At 66.9% G+C, this 12,405-nt stretch carries 13 protein-coding genes; 7 read left to right on the forward strand and 6 right to left on the reverse strand.

Going from position 1 to position 12,405, the window contains the following annotated elements; genetic code table 11:
- The first annotated feature begins 116 nt into the window (after nt 1-116).
- The 4 genes from IE100_RS06540 to IE100_RS06555 all read left to right on the forward strand — a co-directional run bounded on the left by IE100_RS06540 (nt 117) and on the right by IE100_RS06555 (nt 2,791).
- Complete coding sequence (locus tag IE100_RS06540) at nt 117-761, forward strand: MarC family NAAT transporter (protein ID WP_189373294.1); 645 nt, start codon at nt 117-119, stop codon at nt 759-761.
- 91 nt (nt 762-852) lie between these two features.
- Complete coding sequence (locus IE100_RS06545; RefSeq protein ID WP_189373295.1) at nt 853-1,677, forward strand: AraC family transcriptional regulator; 825 nt, start codon at nt 853-855, stop codon at nt 1,675-1,677.
- A 74-nt stretch (nt 1,678-1,751) separates the two neighbouring features.
- A complete protein-coding gene (locus tag IE100_RS06550) occupies nt 1,752-2,474 on the forward strand; it encodes an AzlC family ABC transporter permease (protein ID WP_189373296.1) in 723 nt (240 codons plus the stop codon).
- Complete coding sequence (locus tag IE100_RS06555; RefSeq protein WP_189373297.1) at nt 2,471-2,791, forward strand: AzlD domain-containing protein; 321 nt, start codon at nt 2,471-2,473, stop codon at nt 2,789-2,791. The genes IE100_RS06550 and IE100_RS06555 overlap by 4 nt, the downstream gene beginning before the upstream one ends.
- Here the strand turns inward: IE100_RS06555 and IE100_RS06560 are convergent.
- The 6 genes from IE100_RS06560 to IE100_RS06585 form a co-directional block, all read right to left on the reverse strand.
- Nucleotides 2,748-3,194: a putative zinc-binding protein gene (locus IE100_RS06560; RefSeq protein WP_189373298.1), complete on the reverse strand. Its 447-nt coding sequence runs from the start codon at nt 3,192-3,194 to the stop codon at nt 2,748-2,750. The genes IE100_RS06555 and IE100_RS06560 overlap by 44 nt on opposite strands.
- 91 nt (nt 3,195-3,285) lie before the next feature.
- The gene (gene rodA, locus IE100_RS06565) at nt 3,286-4,383 is read right to left on the reverse strand and encodes a rod shape-determining protein RodA (protein WP_189373299.1); all 1,098 of its coding nucleotides are present in this window, start codon (nt 4,381-4,383) and stop codon (nt 3,286-3,288) included.
- Entirely contained in the window at nt 4,364-6,316 is a 1,953-nt protein-coding gene (mrdA, locus tag IE100_RS06570; RefSeq protein ID WP_189373300.1) for a penicillin-binding protein 2, read from the reverse strand. Before mrdA ends, rodA begins: the two co-directional genes overlap by 20 nt.
- Nucleotides 6,317-6,321: 5 nt before the next feature.
- Complete coding sequence (mreD, locus tag IE100_RS06575) at nt 6,322-6,825, reverse strand: rod shape-determining protein MreD (RefSeq protein WP_189373301.1); 504 nt, start codon at nt 6,823-6,825, stop codon at nt 6,322-6,324.
- A gap of 67 nt (nt 6,826-6,892) precedes the next feature.
- The gene (mreC, locus tag IE100_RS06580) at nt 6,893-7,789 is read right to left on the reverse strand and encodes a rod shape-determining protein MreC (RefSeq protein WP_189373302.1); all 897 of its coding nucleotides are present in this window, start codon (nt 7,787-7,789) and stop codon (nt 6,893-6,895) included.
- 44 nt (nt 7,790-7,833) lie between these two features.
- The gene (locus tag IE100_RS06585; RefSeq protein ID WP_189373303.1) at nt 7,834-8,877 is read right to left on the reverse strand and encodes a rod shape-determining protein; all 1,044 of its coding nucleotides are present in this window, start codon (nt 8,875-8,877) and stop codon (nt 7,834-7,836) included.
- A 215-nt stretch (nt 8,878-9,092) separates the two neighbouring features.
- On the opposite strand from IE100_RS06585, the gene gatC reads away from it, so the two are divergent.
- The 3 genes from gatC to gatB all read left to right on the forward strand — a co-directional run bounded on the left by gatC (nt 9,093) and on the right by gatB (nt 12,400).
- The gene (gene gatC / locus IE100_RS06590; protein WP_047965920.1) at nt 9,093-9,380 is read left to right on the forward strand and encodes an Asp-tRNA(Asn)/Glu-tRNA(Gln) amidotransferase subunit GatC; all 288 of its coding nucleotides are present in this window, start codon (nt 9,093-9,095) and stop codon (nt 9,378-9,380) included.
- 73 nt (nt 9,381-9,453) lie between these two features.
- Nucleotides 9,454-10,905, forward strand: coding sequence for an Asp-tRNA(Asn)/Glu-tRNA(Gln) amidotransferase subunit GatA (gatA, locus tag IE100_RS06595; RefSeq protein WP_189373304.1), 1,452 nt, complete (start codon nt 9,454-9,456; stop codon nt 10,903-10,905).
- A gap of 67 nt (nt 10,906-10,972) precedes the next feature.
- Complete coding sequence (gatB, locus tag IE100_RS06600) at nt 10,973-12,400, forward strand: Asp-tRNA(Asn)/Glu-tRNA(Gln) amidotransferase subunit GatB (RefSeq protein ID WP_189373305.1); 1,428 nt, start codon at nt 10,973-10,975, stop codon at nt 12,398-12,400.
- The last annotated feature ends 5 nt before the right edge of the window (nt 12,401-12,405 follow it).

Genomic DNA, 12,405 nt, shown 5'->3' on the forward strand with positions numbered 1-12,405 from the left:
CGCAGTTGCCCGCTCGTCACCATGTCATTGCTATGCCGCCGGTTTCGTCCGCGACGACGGCTGGCTACAATGCCTGCCCGGCGGCATGTGGCCTTATTTCCGGATCAAGAAGAGCGATGTTCAAGACCCTGTATCTGCAGTTCCTGTTTGGCGGGCTGGTGAGTCTGCTGGTGATCACCAATCCCCTGTCCAAGATCCCGCTGTTCGTGTCGCTGACGCAGGGCATGAGCGAGCTGCGGCGCGCGCACCAGGCGCGCATGGCCTGCGTCTACGCCGCCGCGATCATGCTGGTGTGCCTGCTGGCCGGCAACCTGATCCTGGCCGCGTTCGGCATCTCCTTCGGCGCGTTGCGTATCGCCGGCGGCTTCGTGGTGGCGGTGCTGGGCTACCGCATGCTGTTCCTGTCGCAGGATCCGGGCATGGCGCCGAAGACCAACCGCCGCGAGGACTACTCCTTCTTCCCGCTGGCGATGCCGGGCATCAGCGGCCCCGGCACCATCGCGGTGGTGATCGGCATCGCCACCGAGATTGCCGAACTGCACAGCCGCACCGAGAAGCTGCTCGCCTTCGGCATGACCATGCTCGCCATCGTCGGCACCGCGCTGACGAGCTGGCTGGTGCTGCGCTCGTCGACGCTGATCGCGGCGCGCATGGGCCGCGCCGGCACCGAGGTGCTGGGCCGGCTGATGGGCTTCTTGCTGATCTGCGTCGGGGTGCAGTTCATCGGCTCCGGCATCCGCACCTTCATGGCCGGCTCGTAAACGGCCGGCGGCAAGCTTGGCCGCAAGATCGTTCAAGCCCCCGCCGCGGCGACTGTGCCAGAATGGAGCCGTCCCCTGCCGAGCCGCCACCATGTCCGCCGTTCCTGCCGAATACGCCCGCTACTTCCGCGCCGACGACATCGCGCCGCTGGAGTGCCTGGACGCGTTCTACACCCGGCAGGTGTTCACCCCGCACTTCCACGAAGAGTACGTGGTCAACGCGCTGACGCTGGGCGCGCAGTCCTACCGCTACCACGGCAGCTCGCACGTCGCCGGCGTCGGCGCGCTGGTGCTGATCAATCCCGGCGAGGTGCACACCGGCGAATCGGCCGACGCCGCCGGCTGGGGCTATCGCGGCTTCTATCCGTCGGCGACGCTGATCCGCGGCCTCGCCAGCCAGCTGGCCGGGCGTCCGGTGGAGCCGTTCTTCCGCCAGACGGTGATCTACGATGTCGATCTGGCGCAGCGGCTGGCGCTGCTGCAGCCCTTGCTGGCGCAGTGCCACGACCGGCTGCAGCGCGAGAGCGCGCTGTACGCGGTGTTTGCCGACGTGCTGCAGCGGCACATGGGCGTGCGCGAACAGCTGGTGGCGCGCGACCAGTCGCGGCTGCAGCAGGTGCGCGCGCTGCTGGCCGACCGCCTCGCCGACAACCTGTCGCTGCAGCAGCTGGCGGACAGCGTCGGGCTGTCGCCGTGGCATCTCAACCGCAGCTTCCGCGCCGAATTCGGCCTGCCACCGGTGGCGTGGCGCAACCAGCTGCGCGTGGCGCGTGCGCGCCAGCTGTTAGCGCAGGGCGTGGTGCCCGGCCAGGTGGCGGCGCAGCTGGGTTTTGCCGACCAGCCGCACCTGACGCGCGCCTTCCGCGCCGCGCTGGGGGTGACGCCGGCGGCCTACCAGCGCGCGGTACGCCGCTAGCCGGCGCAAGATCGTTCAAGACCTAACCCCGGCGCCGATCTATCCTGCGGCCAACCTTTTACTGTGGAGCAAGCATGTCGCAACGACTTACCCCGCTTTGGGCCGGTGCCCGCGATTCGCTGCCGATGCTGGTCGGCGCCGCGCCGTTCGGCGTCATCTTCGGCACGCTGGCGATCGCCACCGGCATTCCGGCGTGGGCGACGCTGGCGCTGTCGGCGCTGGTGTTCGCCGGCTCGTCGCAGTTCGTCGCCGTCAGCCTGATCGGCAGCGGCGCGGCGCTGCCGGTGATCTGGCTGACCACCTTTGTCGTCAACCTGCGCCATGCGCTGTACAGCGCCACGCTGCTGCCCTACGCCCGCCACCTGCCGGCGCGCTGGCGCTGGTCGCTGGCGTTCTGGCTCACCGACGAGACCTTCGCCGTGGTCGAGCACCGGCTGCGGCAGCAGGGCAATGAGTCCGACGGCGCCTGGTACTGGCTGGGCTCGTCGCTGGCGATGTACGGCAACTGGCAGCTGTGGACCATCATCGGCGTGCTGCTGGGGCAGAGCGTGCCCGGCCTCGCCGATCTGGGGCTGGATTTCGCGATGGTGGCCACCTTTGCCGCCATCGTCGCGCCGCAGCTGAAAAAGCGGCCGGTGCTGGTGGCGGCGCTGCTGGCCGGGGTGGTGGCGCTGCTGGCGCGCGAGCTGCCGTTCAAGCTGGGGCTGATGCTGGCGGCGCTGGCCGGCGTGGCCGGCGGCGTGCTGGCCGAGCGGCTGGCGACGAGTAGCAAACCCGAGATGAAGGAGACGACATGAGCCTGCAACTGCTGCTGACCATTGCCGGCATGGTCGTGGTGACCTACGGCATCCGGCTGAGTTTCCTGGTGTTCGGCCACAAGCTGAGCTTTCCGGCCTGGCTGTCGCGCGCGCTGCACTACGTGCCGGCGGCGGTGCTGACCGCGCTGATCGTGCCGATGGCGCTGGCGCCGCAGGGCGCCATCGACCTGTCGCCGGGCAATGCCTACCTGCCCGGCACCCTCGCCGCGGCGGCGGTGGCGCTGTTCAGCCGCCACACGCTGGCGGCCATCGTCAGCGGTTTCGTGGTGTACGGCCTGTGGCGCTGGCTGGTGTGAGGGGTGCGGCCTGCGGGCCGCGAGACTCGCGCGGCGGTTGCAGCGACTGCGCCGCCGTCACCAGCTGCGGCCACAGCCGCTCGGCGTCGGCGTCGTCGAAGTCGGCGTGCTTGCGCTTGATCACGCCGTGATCGGACAGCTCGATGCTCAGATCGGCCTGCAGCCCGGCCTGCTTCAGGCAGCCCTGCACGCAGCGCAGCGGACAGCCGTCCAGCGCCAGGATGCGGCGGCCGCTGCGCGCCAGCCGCAACAGCGTCGGCACCTGGCCGCCGACGCCGGCGATGCAGGACATCTCGGCGTGGCCGGCGCGGGTGAGGCGCAGCGCGAAGTGGTTGGCCAGTTGCGCGGCGCTGGAGCAGCCGGAGCAGGCGTAGACCAGGGGCAGCGTGGGATCGGGTTTCATGGCGTCCAGCCTAGCGCGCCGGCGGCGGGCGCGCCATCGGCCGCATGGTCTAGGCCGGATGGCCGGCTTGCGGCCAACCTTGCGCCGCGTGTTAGCGGCGTTGCAGCTTGCCGATGCCCATCAGCATGCCCAGGCCAATGGCCAGCGACACGGTGGCGGTGCCGCCGTAGGACATGAAGGGCAGCGGCACGCCGACCACCGGCAGGATGCCGGCGACCATGCCCATGTTGACGAACACGTAGACGAAGAACGACAGCGTGATGGCGCCGGCCAGCAGGCGGCCGTACAGCGTCGGCGCGCGCGCGGTGATCAGCAGGCAGCGGCTGATGATGCCGAGGTATAGCGCCAGCAGCAGCAGGTTGCCGGCGAGGCCGAACTCCTCGGAGTACACCGCGAAGATGAAGTCGGTGGTGCGCTCCGGGATGTAGTCGAGGTGGGTTTGGCTGCCGGCCAGCCAGCCCTTGCCCCACACCCCGCCGGAGCCGATGGCGATCATCGACTGGATGATGTGGTAGCCATCGCCCAGCGGATCCTGCATCGGGTCGATCAGGGTCAGCACCCGGCGGCGCTGGTAGTCGTGCATCAGGTTCCATACCACCGGCAGGCTGGCGAGGAAGGTGACGCCGCCGCCGATGATGATCTTCCACGACAGCCCGGCAAAGAACAGCGCAAAGAAGCCGGCGCCCATCACCAGGGTGGCGGTGCCGAGGTCGGGCTGTTTCAGGATCAGCAGGCCGGGAATCACGATCAGCACCGCCGCCACCACGTAGTGGCGCCAGTTGAGGGTGGTCTCGTACTTCTGGAAGTACCAGGCCAGCATCATCGGCAGCGCGATCTTCATGATCTCGGACGGCTGGATGCGGCCGATGCCGACGTTCAGCCAGCGGGTGGAGCCGTTGACGGTGATGCCGAACAGCTCGACGCCGACCAGCAGCAGCACGCCGGTGGCATACAGCGGCAGCGCCATGTGCATCACCGTCTGCGGGCTCAGCCGTGCCAGCAGCCACATGATGACGAGCGACAGCGCGGTGTAGACCAGCTTGTTGTCGATCTTGGCCCAGCTCTGGTTGGAGGCGGAAAACAGCGCGATCATGCTCAGCACGAACACGCCGGCGAGCAGCGCCAGCAGCCAGCCGTCGAGCGGGTCCATGATGGTGCGGGCGATGCGCTTAGCGAGCGACACTTGCATCTTGCTTTCCTGTTGCCGAGGGCGGGAAGGTTTCCAGCTGGCCGCGGAGGTCGTCGGGCAGCTTGCCGGTCAGGTAGTAGTCGAACAGCGCGCGCGTGATCGGCGCCGCGGCGGTGGCGCCGAAGCCGGCGTTTTCCACGATCACCGCCACCGCGATCTTCGGCTGTTCCACCGGGGCGAAGGCGATGAACCAGGAGTGGTCGCGGTGCTGCTCGGCCAGCGCGCCGGCGTTGTACTTGGCGCCCTGCTTGATCTGCACCACCTGCGCGGTGCCGGTCTTGCCAGCCATCGAGTACTGCAGGCCCTGGCCCAGGCGCCAGCCGGTGCCGCCCGGCTGCATCACCGCCTGCATGCCCTGCTTGATGTAGTCGTAGTGCTGCTGCTTGAACGGCAGCTGCCTGTACGGCGCCGCCTCGATCAGGCGCGTCTTGCCGTTGCGCGCGTCGGTGACTTTCTGCACCAGGTGCGGGTGGAAGGCACGGCCGTCGTTGGCGAGGATCGCGGTGGCGTTGGCCATCTGCAGCGGGGTGTAGGTGTTGAAGCCCTGGCCGATGCCGATGCTGACCACGTCGGCCGGCAGCCAGCGGCGGTGCTCGTCGCGGTAGCGCTTGCCGGCAAAGCGGCGCGCCTTCCACTCCTTGGACGGCAGCACGCCGACCGCCTCACCATCGAGGTCGATGCCGGTCTTGCTGCCGAGGCCGAACTGCGCCAGCAGCGGGTGGATGCGGTCGATGCCCATGTCCCACGCCAGCTTGTAGAAGAAGGTGTCGCTGGACACCGCGATGGCGCGGGCCAGGTTGGCGGAGCCGTTGCCGCGCGGGTTGGAGTCGCGGAACTGGTGGCTGGAGCCGGGCAGGGTGAAGTAGCCCGGCGCCGGGCGGACCTCGTTCGGGCCGATGGCGCCGGCTTCCAGCGCCGCCATGCCCATGAAGGGCTTGAAGGTGGAGCCGGGCGGATACATGCCGCGGATGGCGCGGTTGATCAGCGGCCGCTGCCAGTCTTCGTTCAGGCTCTGCCAGCTCTGGCTGTCGATGCCGTCGATGAACAGGTTGGGGTCGAAGCTGGGCTTGGACAGCAGCGCCAGCACGCCGCCGTTTTGCGGGTCGATGGCGACCAGCGCGCCGCGGCGGGCGCCGAACAGCTTGTCGGCGACATCCTGCAGGTGGATGTCCAGCGCCAGTTGCAGCGTGTTGCCGTGCACCGGCGCGGTGCGGCGCAGCGAACGCACCGCGCGGCCGGCGGAGTCGGTCTCGATCTCCTCAAAGCCGTTCTGGCCGTGCAGCTCGTTCTCGTACACCGCTTCCAGCCCCAGCTTGCCGATGTGGGTGGCGCCGCGGTAGTTGGCGGTCTTCTCCTCGGCGGCGAGACGCTCCTTCTCGCGCGGGCCGATACGGCCGATGTAGCCGAGCACGTGGCTGGTCAGCTCCTTGTACGGGTAGTCGCGGTACAGCCGCGCCTTGACCTCGACGCCGGGGAAGCGCCACAGGTTGGCCGCAACCCTGGCCGCCTCGGTATCGTCCATCTTCAGGCGCAGCGGCACCGGCTCGAAGTCCTTCGATTCCGACAGGAATTTCTGGAAGCGCTTCAGGTCGCGCGGCGTGATCGGCACCACCTGGCCCAGCGCCTTGATGGTGGCGTCGAGGTCGTCGATCTTGTCCGGGGTCAGCTCCAGGGTGTAGGACGCGTAGTTGCGCGCCAGCTCGATGCCGTTGCGGTCGACGATCAGGCCGCGGTTGGGCTGTACCGGCACCAGCGAGATGCTATTGTTCTGGGCGAGGGTGGCGAAGTGCTCGTACTGGAACACCTGCAGCCAGACGAAGCGCGCCACCAGCAGCAACAGCATCAGCACCATGAACAGGTAGGCGACCAGCAGCCGCCAGTACAGCTGGCGTTCTTCGGTGTGCGGGTCCTTCAGGCGGGCGGCTTGCTTCATGGCGCTCAGTGCCGTTCGCTACGGTAGGGCAGCAGCATCAGCTTGGTCAGCAGCGGCCACAGCAGCGCGCCGACCAGCGCCGGCAGGAAGTAGCCGAGGCCGGGCAGCGAGGCGCCGACGCTCCAGCGCGCGATGGCCATCAGCAGCTGCATCAGCACCATCAGCACCAGGATCACCAGCGTCTGCTGGCCGAGGTTGAACATCACCAGCTGCTGCTGGCGCAGCAGGATCAGGTAGGCGCCGACGGAGTAGGCCAGCGCGTGCTGGCCGAACATGCTGGTGGTGACCACGTCGGCCAGCAGGCCGATGCCGAAGGCCATGCCGATGCCGATGCGGCGCGGCTGGTTCACGCTCCAGTACAGGATCAGGAGCGCGACGAAATCGGGCAGCCAGCGGTTGGAGCCTTGCGGCAGGGGCAGCAGCTCCAGCGCCAGCGCGACGACAAAGGTCAGCGTGATGAAGCGGCGCTTGACCGGCTTGAGCAGTTCTTGCGGGCGATCGTAGTTCATGACGGTCTGGACTGACGGCAGGGGCGCGGCTGGGCACGGCCGCTGCCGGGGTGGAAGACATCACGCATCATGGCGATTTCTTGTCGGTCTTGGCGGTGTCGGCGGGGGCCTCCGCCACCGGCGGCGTCGCCGGCAGACGGCGGTTGGGCATGATCACCACGAAGCGGCTGGACTGCACGCCGGCGATCACCTCGCTGCGCACGCGGGCAAAGGCGGCGCCGCCAAGGCGGTCGATCTGTTTCACCCGCGCCACCGGAATGCCCTGCAGGTAGACGCCGTCAACGCCGGAGGTGACCAGCAGGTCATTCTCGCGGATGTCGGTGCTGATCGGCAGGTAGCGCACTTCCACGCCGCCGCCAAAGCCGTACAGCAGCGCGCGATGGCCGGTGCGCTCGATCATCACCGGCACGATGTAGTGGCGGTTGATCACCTGGGTGACCTCGGCACTCAGCGGCTGCACGCGGGTCACCTGGCCGATGAGGCCGTTCTCGTCGATCACCGCCTGGCCGCTGGCGATGCCGCTGCTGCTGCCCTTGTCGATGATCAGGCGATAGGAAAACGGATCGCGCCCGGTGTACAGCACCTCGGCCACCACGCCGGCGTGTGACGGCTGTGCCGCCAGCGCGTTGAGCCGGCGCAGCTGCTGCAGCTCCTTCTCCAGCGACGACATGCGCATCAGGTGCGAGGACTGGATCAGGTCGCGCTCGCGCAGCGCGTCGTTCTCGCGCTTCAGCGCCGCCTGCGCGGTGAAGAAGTCGCCGACCTGCATGGTGAGGTTGAGCGGCACGTTGGCCGCACGCTGCAACGGGTACAGCACCACGGAAATGGCGTCGCGCGCCTTCTCCATCAGGCCGTACTGGCTGTCGCCGACCAGCAGCGCCAGCGAGGCGAGCACGCACAGCGCCAGGCGGCCGCCGGGCTGCAGGCCCTGGTTGGCAAAGCTGGGAGTGTTGGCAAAGTTCATGCAGCACAACGTCACCTCTTGCGAGGTGACGTCTGGTCAGGAAATCAGGGAACGCTGGTGAAAATGGTGCCGACCTTGTCCATTTTTTCCAGCGACTTGCCGGAACCGCGCACCACGCAGGTCAGCGGTTCTTCGGCGATGAACACCGGCAGGCCGGTTTCCTCGGCCAGCAGGCGGTCGATGTCCTTCAGCAGCGCGCCGCCGCCGGTCAGCACCATGCCCTTGTCGGCGATGTCGGCGCCCAGTTCCGGCGGGGTCTGTTCCAGCGCGATCTTCACCGCGGACACGATCTGGTTCAGCGGCTCGGTCAGCGCTTCCAGGATCTCGTTGCTGGACACGGTGAAGGCGCGCGGGATGCCCTCGGCCAGGTTGCGGCCCTTGACTTCCATCTCCTTCACTTCGGCGCCGGGGAAGGCGGAGCCGATGGTTTTCTTGATTTCCTCGGCGGTGGCTTCGCCGATCAGCATGCCGTAGTTGCGACGGATGTAGTTGATGATGGCTTCATCAAACTTGTCGCCGCCGACGCGTACCGAATTGGAGTACACCACGCCGCCCAGCGAGATCACGCCGACTTCGGTGGTGCCGCCGCCGATGTCGACCACCATGGAGCCGGTCGGCTCTTCCACCGGCAGGCCGGCGCCGATGGCGGCGGCCATGGTTTCCTCGATCAGCTCGACGCGACGCGCGCCGGCGGCCAGCGCCGAGTCCTTGATCGCGCGGCGCTCGACCTGGGTCGAGCCGCACGGCACGCAGATCACGATGCGCGGGCTGGCGGCGAAGAAGCGGTTGGGGGTGACCTTCTTAATGAACTGCTTCAGCATCTGCTCGGTGACGGTGAAGTCGGCGATCACGCCGTCCTTCATCGGGCGGATGGCCTGGATGCTGCCCGGGGTGCGGCCCAGCATTTTCTTGGCTTCGAGGCCGACGGCCAGGATGGATTTCTTGTTGCTGGGCACATCGTTGTGAATGGCGACCACCGACGGTTCGTCCAGCACGATGCCCTTGTTGCGCATGTAGATCAGGGTGTTGGCAGTACCGAGGTCGATAGCCAAGTCATTGGAGAAGTATCCGGTGAGCGAGCGGAGCATGGGGGTCGGTCCTGAAATGTTTTTTGAACGTTGCCTTATCGAAAACGGCGGCACGCGTAATTAAATCGTGTTTGGGACCGGGCCGACAGGTAAAGATTCACTGTCCGCAGCGGCCCTGTTTGCCAAGCAGGTCTGGCCCCTTGGTTCTTGGGCTAATGTAACCAATTATGATACCCTACAACGCTTGAAATATTAAAGATTTTGACGAGGACGCCATGTCGTTGAGCCATCAGGATGTTGCACGTATTGCGCGCCTGTCCCGCATCGCGGTAACAGACGCCGAAATCGACGCGGTAAACCGCCAGTTGAACAGTATTCTCGGTCTGATCGAGCAGATGCAGGCGGTCAATACCGACGGCATCGAGCCGATGGCGCACCCGCAGGATGTATCGCTGCGCCTGCGCGAAGACGTCGTCACCGAGCCGAACCGGCGCGAGGCGTGCCAGGCGGTGGCGCCGCAGGTGGAAAAAGGCCTGTTCCTGGTGCCGAAAGTCATCGAATAAGCCGCTGCGGCCAACCTTTGCCGTATCTGCCCTGCCGCCGAGGCGGGCCTACTCTACGGAAGCTCTCTACACGATGATTCACGCTACGCTAAAACAATTGTCGCAACAGCTGGCCGACAAGCAGGTTTCTGCCGTCGAGCTGGCCACCGAATACCTGCAGCGCATCGACGCGCTCAACCCGCAGCTCAATGCCTTCATCACCGTCGACCGCGACAAGACCCTGCTCGAAGCCGCCGCCGCCGATGCGCGCCGCGCCGCCGGCACCGCCGGGCTCTTGACCGGGGCGCCGATCGCGCACAAGGACATCTTCTGCCAGCAGGGCTGGAAGACCAGCTGCGGCTCGAAGATGCTGGACAACTTCATCTCGCCCTACGACGCGCACGTGATCGAGCAGTGCCGAGCCGCCGGCCTGGTGACGCTGGGTCGCGCCAATATGGACGAGTTCGCGATGGGCTCGTCCAACGAGAACAGCTACTACGGCGCGGTGAAGAACCCGTGGGACCTGAACGCCATTCCCGGTGGCTCCTCCGGTGGCTCTGCCGCCGCGGTGGCCGCGCGTCTGGCGCCGGTGGCTACCGCCACCGACACCGGCGGCTCCATCCGCCAGCCGGCCAGTCACTGCGGCGTGACCGGCATCAAGCCGACCTACGGCGTGGTGTCGCGCTTCGGCATGGTCGCCTACGCGAGCTCGCTGGACCAGGGCGGAGTGATGGCGCAGACCGCCGAGGACTGCGCGCTGATGCTGAACGTGATCGCCGGTTTCGACGAGCGCGACTCCACCAGCCTGGAGCGCGCCCGCGAAGACTACAGCCGCGACCTGGCGCAGCCGCTGGCCGGCCTGCGCGTCGGCCTGCCGCGCGAGTACTTCGCCGAGGGTCTGGCCGCCGACGTTGGCCGCATCATCGACAACGCCGTGAGCGAATTGAAGAAGCTGGGCGCCGAAGTGGTGGAGGTGAGCCTGCCCAACACCCAGCTGTCGATCCCGGCCTACTACGTGATTGCGCCGGCGGAAGCCTCCGCCAACCTGTCGCGCTTCGACGGCGTGCGCTACGGCCACCGCGCCAGCGAGTACAAGGACCTGGTGGACATGTACGAGAAGACCCGCGCCGAAGGCTTCGGCAGCGAGGTGAAGCGCCGCATCATGGTCGGCACCTATGTGCTCTCTCACGGCTACTACGACGCCTACTACATCAAGGCGCAGAAGATCCGCCGCCTGATCGCCGACGACTTCAAGGCCGCCTTTGCCGGCTGCGACGTGATCCTGGGGCCGGTGGCGCCGACCGCCGCCTTCAACCTGGGCGAGAAGTCCGGCGACCCGGTGCAGATGTACCTGTCGGACATCTATACCCTGTCGGTCAACCTGGCCGGTCTGCCGGCGATGAGCGTGCCGGCCGGCTTTGCCGACAACGGCCGCCCGGTGGGGCTGCAGATCATCGGCAACTACTTCGGCGAAGCCAAGATGCTGAACGTGGCGCACCAGTTCCAGCAGGTCACCGACTGGCACCGTAAGGCCCCGGCCCTGTAATTACGCGATCAACAAGGCTTGGCCGCGGCTTGCGGCCAACCTTTAAAACATGAAGGATTTTCCAAACATGAAATGGGAAGTCGTTATCGGTCTTGAGGTGCACGTGCAGCTCAACACCGTTTCCAAGATTTTCTCCGGCGCCAGCACCGCCTTCGGCGCCGAACCGAACACCCAGGCCTCGCTGGTGGAGCTGGCGCTGCCGGGCGTGCTGCCGGTGCTGAACAAGGCAGTGGTGGACAAGGCGATCCGTCTTGGCCTGGCGCTGGACGCCACCATCAACCAGAAGAACGTGTTCGCGCGCAAAAACTACTTCTACCCCGACCTGCCCAAGGGCTACCAGATCAGCCAGATGGAGCTGCCCATCGTCGAGCACGGCAAGCTGAACATCCTGGTCGGCGACGAGGAGAAAACCGTCCGCGTCACCCGCGCGCACATGGAAGAAGACGCCGGCAAGTCGCTGCATGAAGACTTCCACGGCATGACCGGCATCGACCTCAACCGCGCCGGCACGCCGCTGCTGGAGGTGGTGTCCGAGCCGGACATGCGCTCGGCGGAAGAGGCGGTGGCCTACGCCAAGGCATTGCACACGCTGGTGACCTGGCTGGGCATCTGCGACGGCAACATGCAGGAAGGCAGCTTCCGCGTCGACGCCAACGTGTCGGTGCGCCCGTTCGGCCAGGCCGAATTCGGTACCCGCCGCGAGGTGAAGAACCTGAACTCCTTCCGCTTCCTGGAGCAGGCGATCAAGTACGAGGCGCAGTGGCAGATCGAAACCATCGAGGACGGCGGCAAGGTGCAGCAGGCGACGGTGCTGTTCGATCCGGATTCCGGCGAGACGCGCATGATGCGCAGCAAGGAAGACGCGCACGACTACCGCTACTTCCCGGACCCGGACCTGCTGCCGGTGCGCATCAGCGACGAGCAGATCGCGCGCGTCCGCGGCGAGATGCCGGAACTGCCGGCGCAGATGAAGGCACGCTTCGTCGACGCCTTCGGCGTCACCCCGTACGACGCAGCGGTGCTGACCGGCAGTCGCGCGCTGGCCGGCTATTTCGAGGCGATGGCGACGGCCTCCGCTCAGGGCAAGCTGGCCGCCAACTGGCTGATCGGCGACGTTGCCGCGCGCCTCAACCGCGAAGGCAAGGACATCGCCGAGCTGCCGATCGATGCCGAACGCTTGTCCGGCCTCTTGGTGCGCATTGCCGACGGCACTTTGTCCAACAAGCTGGCCAAGCAGGTATTTGATGCGATGTGGGACAGCGGGCTGTCTGCCGATGTCATCATCGAGCGCGACGGCCTGAAACAGGTGTCCGATGTCGGCGCCATCGAGAAGATGGTGGAAGAGGTGCTGGCCGCCAACCCGAAAGCGGTGGAAGAATTCCGCGCCGGCAAGGAAAAGGCGCTCAACGCGTTGGCCGGGCAGGTGATGAAGGCGTCCAAAGGCAAGGCCAACCCGGCGCAGGTGCAGGAAATCCTGAAGCAGAAGCTGGCGTAAGCCCG

The organism is Vogesella alkaliphila, from assembly GCF_014652475.1.
Classification (GTDB): Bacteria; Pseudomonadota; Gammaproteobacteria; order Burkholderiales; family Chromobacteriaceae; genus Vogesella; species Vogesella alkaliphila.

Excerpts from the sequence above, each read along its gene's own strand:
- gatC (WP_047965920.1), top strand. The coding sequence starts at position 9,093 with ATGTCGTTGAGCCATCAGGATGTTGCACGTATTGCGCGCCTGTCCCGC.
- IE100_RS06545 (WP_189373295.1), top strand. The coding sequence starts at position 853 with ATGTCCGCCGTTCCTGCCGAATACGCCCGCTACTTCCGCGCCGACGAC.
- IE100_RS06550 (WP_189373296.1), top strand. The coding sequence starts at position 1,752 with ATGTCGCAACGACTTACCCCGCTTTGGGCCGGTGCCCGCGATTCGCTG.
- gatB (WP_189373305.1), top strand. The coding sequence starts at position 10,973 with ATGAAATGGGAAGTCGTTATCGGTCTTGAGGTGCACGTGCAGCTCAAC.
- IE100_RS06560 (WP_189373298.1), bottom strand. The coding sequence starts at position 3,194 with ATGAAACCCGATCCCACGCTGCCCCTGGTCTACGCCTGCTCCGGCTGC.
- IE100_RS06555 (WP_189373297.1), top strand. The coding sequence starts at position 2,471 with ATGAGCCTGCAACTGCTGCTGACCATTGCCGGCATGGTCGTGGTGACC.
- rodA (WP_189373299.1), bottom strand. The coding sequence starts at position 4,383 with ATGCAAGTGTCGCTCGCTAAGCGCATCGCCCGCACCATCATGGACCCG.
- mrdA (WP_189373300.1), bottom strand. The coding sequence starts at position 6,316 with ATGAAGCAAGCCGCCCGCCTGAAGGACCCGCACACCGAAGAACGCCAG.
- mreD (WP_189373301.1), bottom strand. The coding sequence starts at position 6,825 with ATGAACTACGATCGCCCGCAAGAACTGCTCAAGCCGGTCAAGCGCCGC.
- IE100_RS06585 (WP_189373303.1), bottom strand. The coding sequence starts at position 8,877 with ATGCTCCGCTCGCTCACCGGATACTTCTCCAATGACTTGGCTATCGAC.
- mreC (WP_189373302.1), bottom strand. The coding sequence starts at position 7,789 with ATGAACTTTGCCAACACTCCCAGCTTTGCCAACCAGGGCCTGCAGCCC.
- IE100_RS06540 (WP_189373294.1), top strand. The coding sequence starts at position 117 with ATGTTCAAGACCCTGTATCTGCAGTTCCTGTTTGGCGGGCTGGTGAGT.
- gatA (WP_189373304.1), top strand. The coding sequence starts at position 9,454 with ATGATTCACGCTACGCTAAAACAATTGTCGCAACAGCTGGCCGACAAG.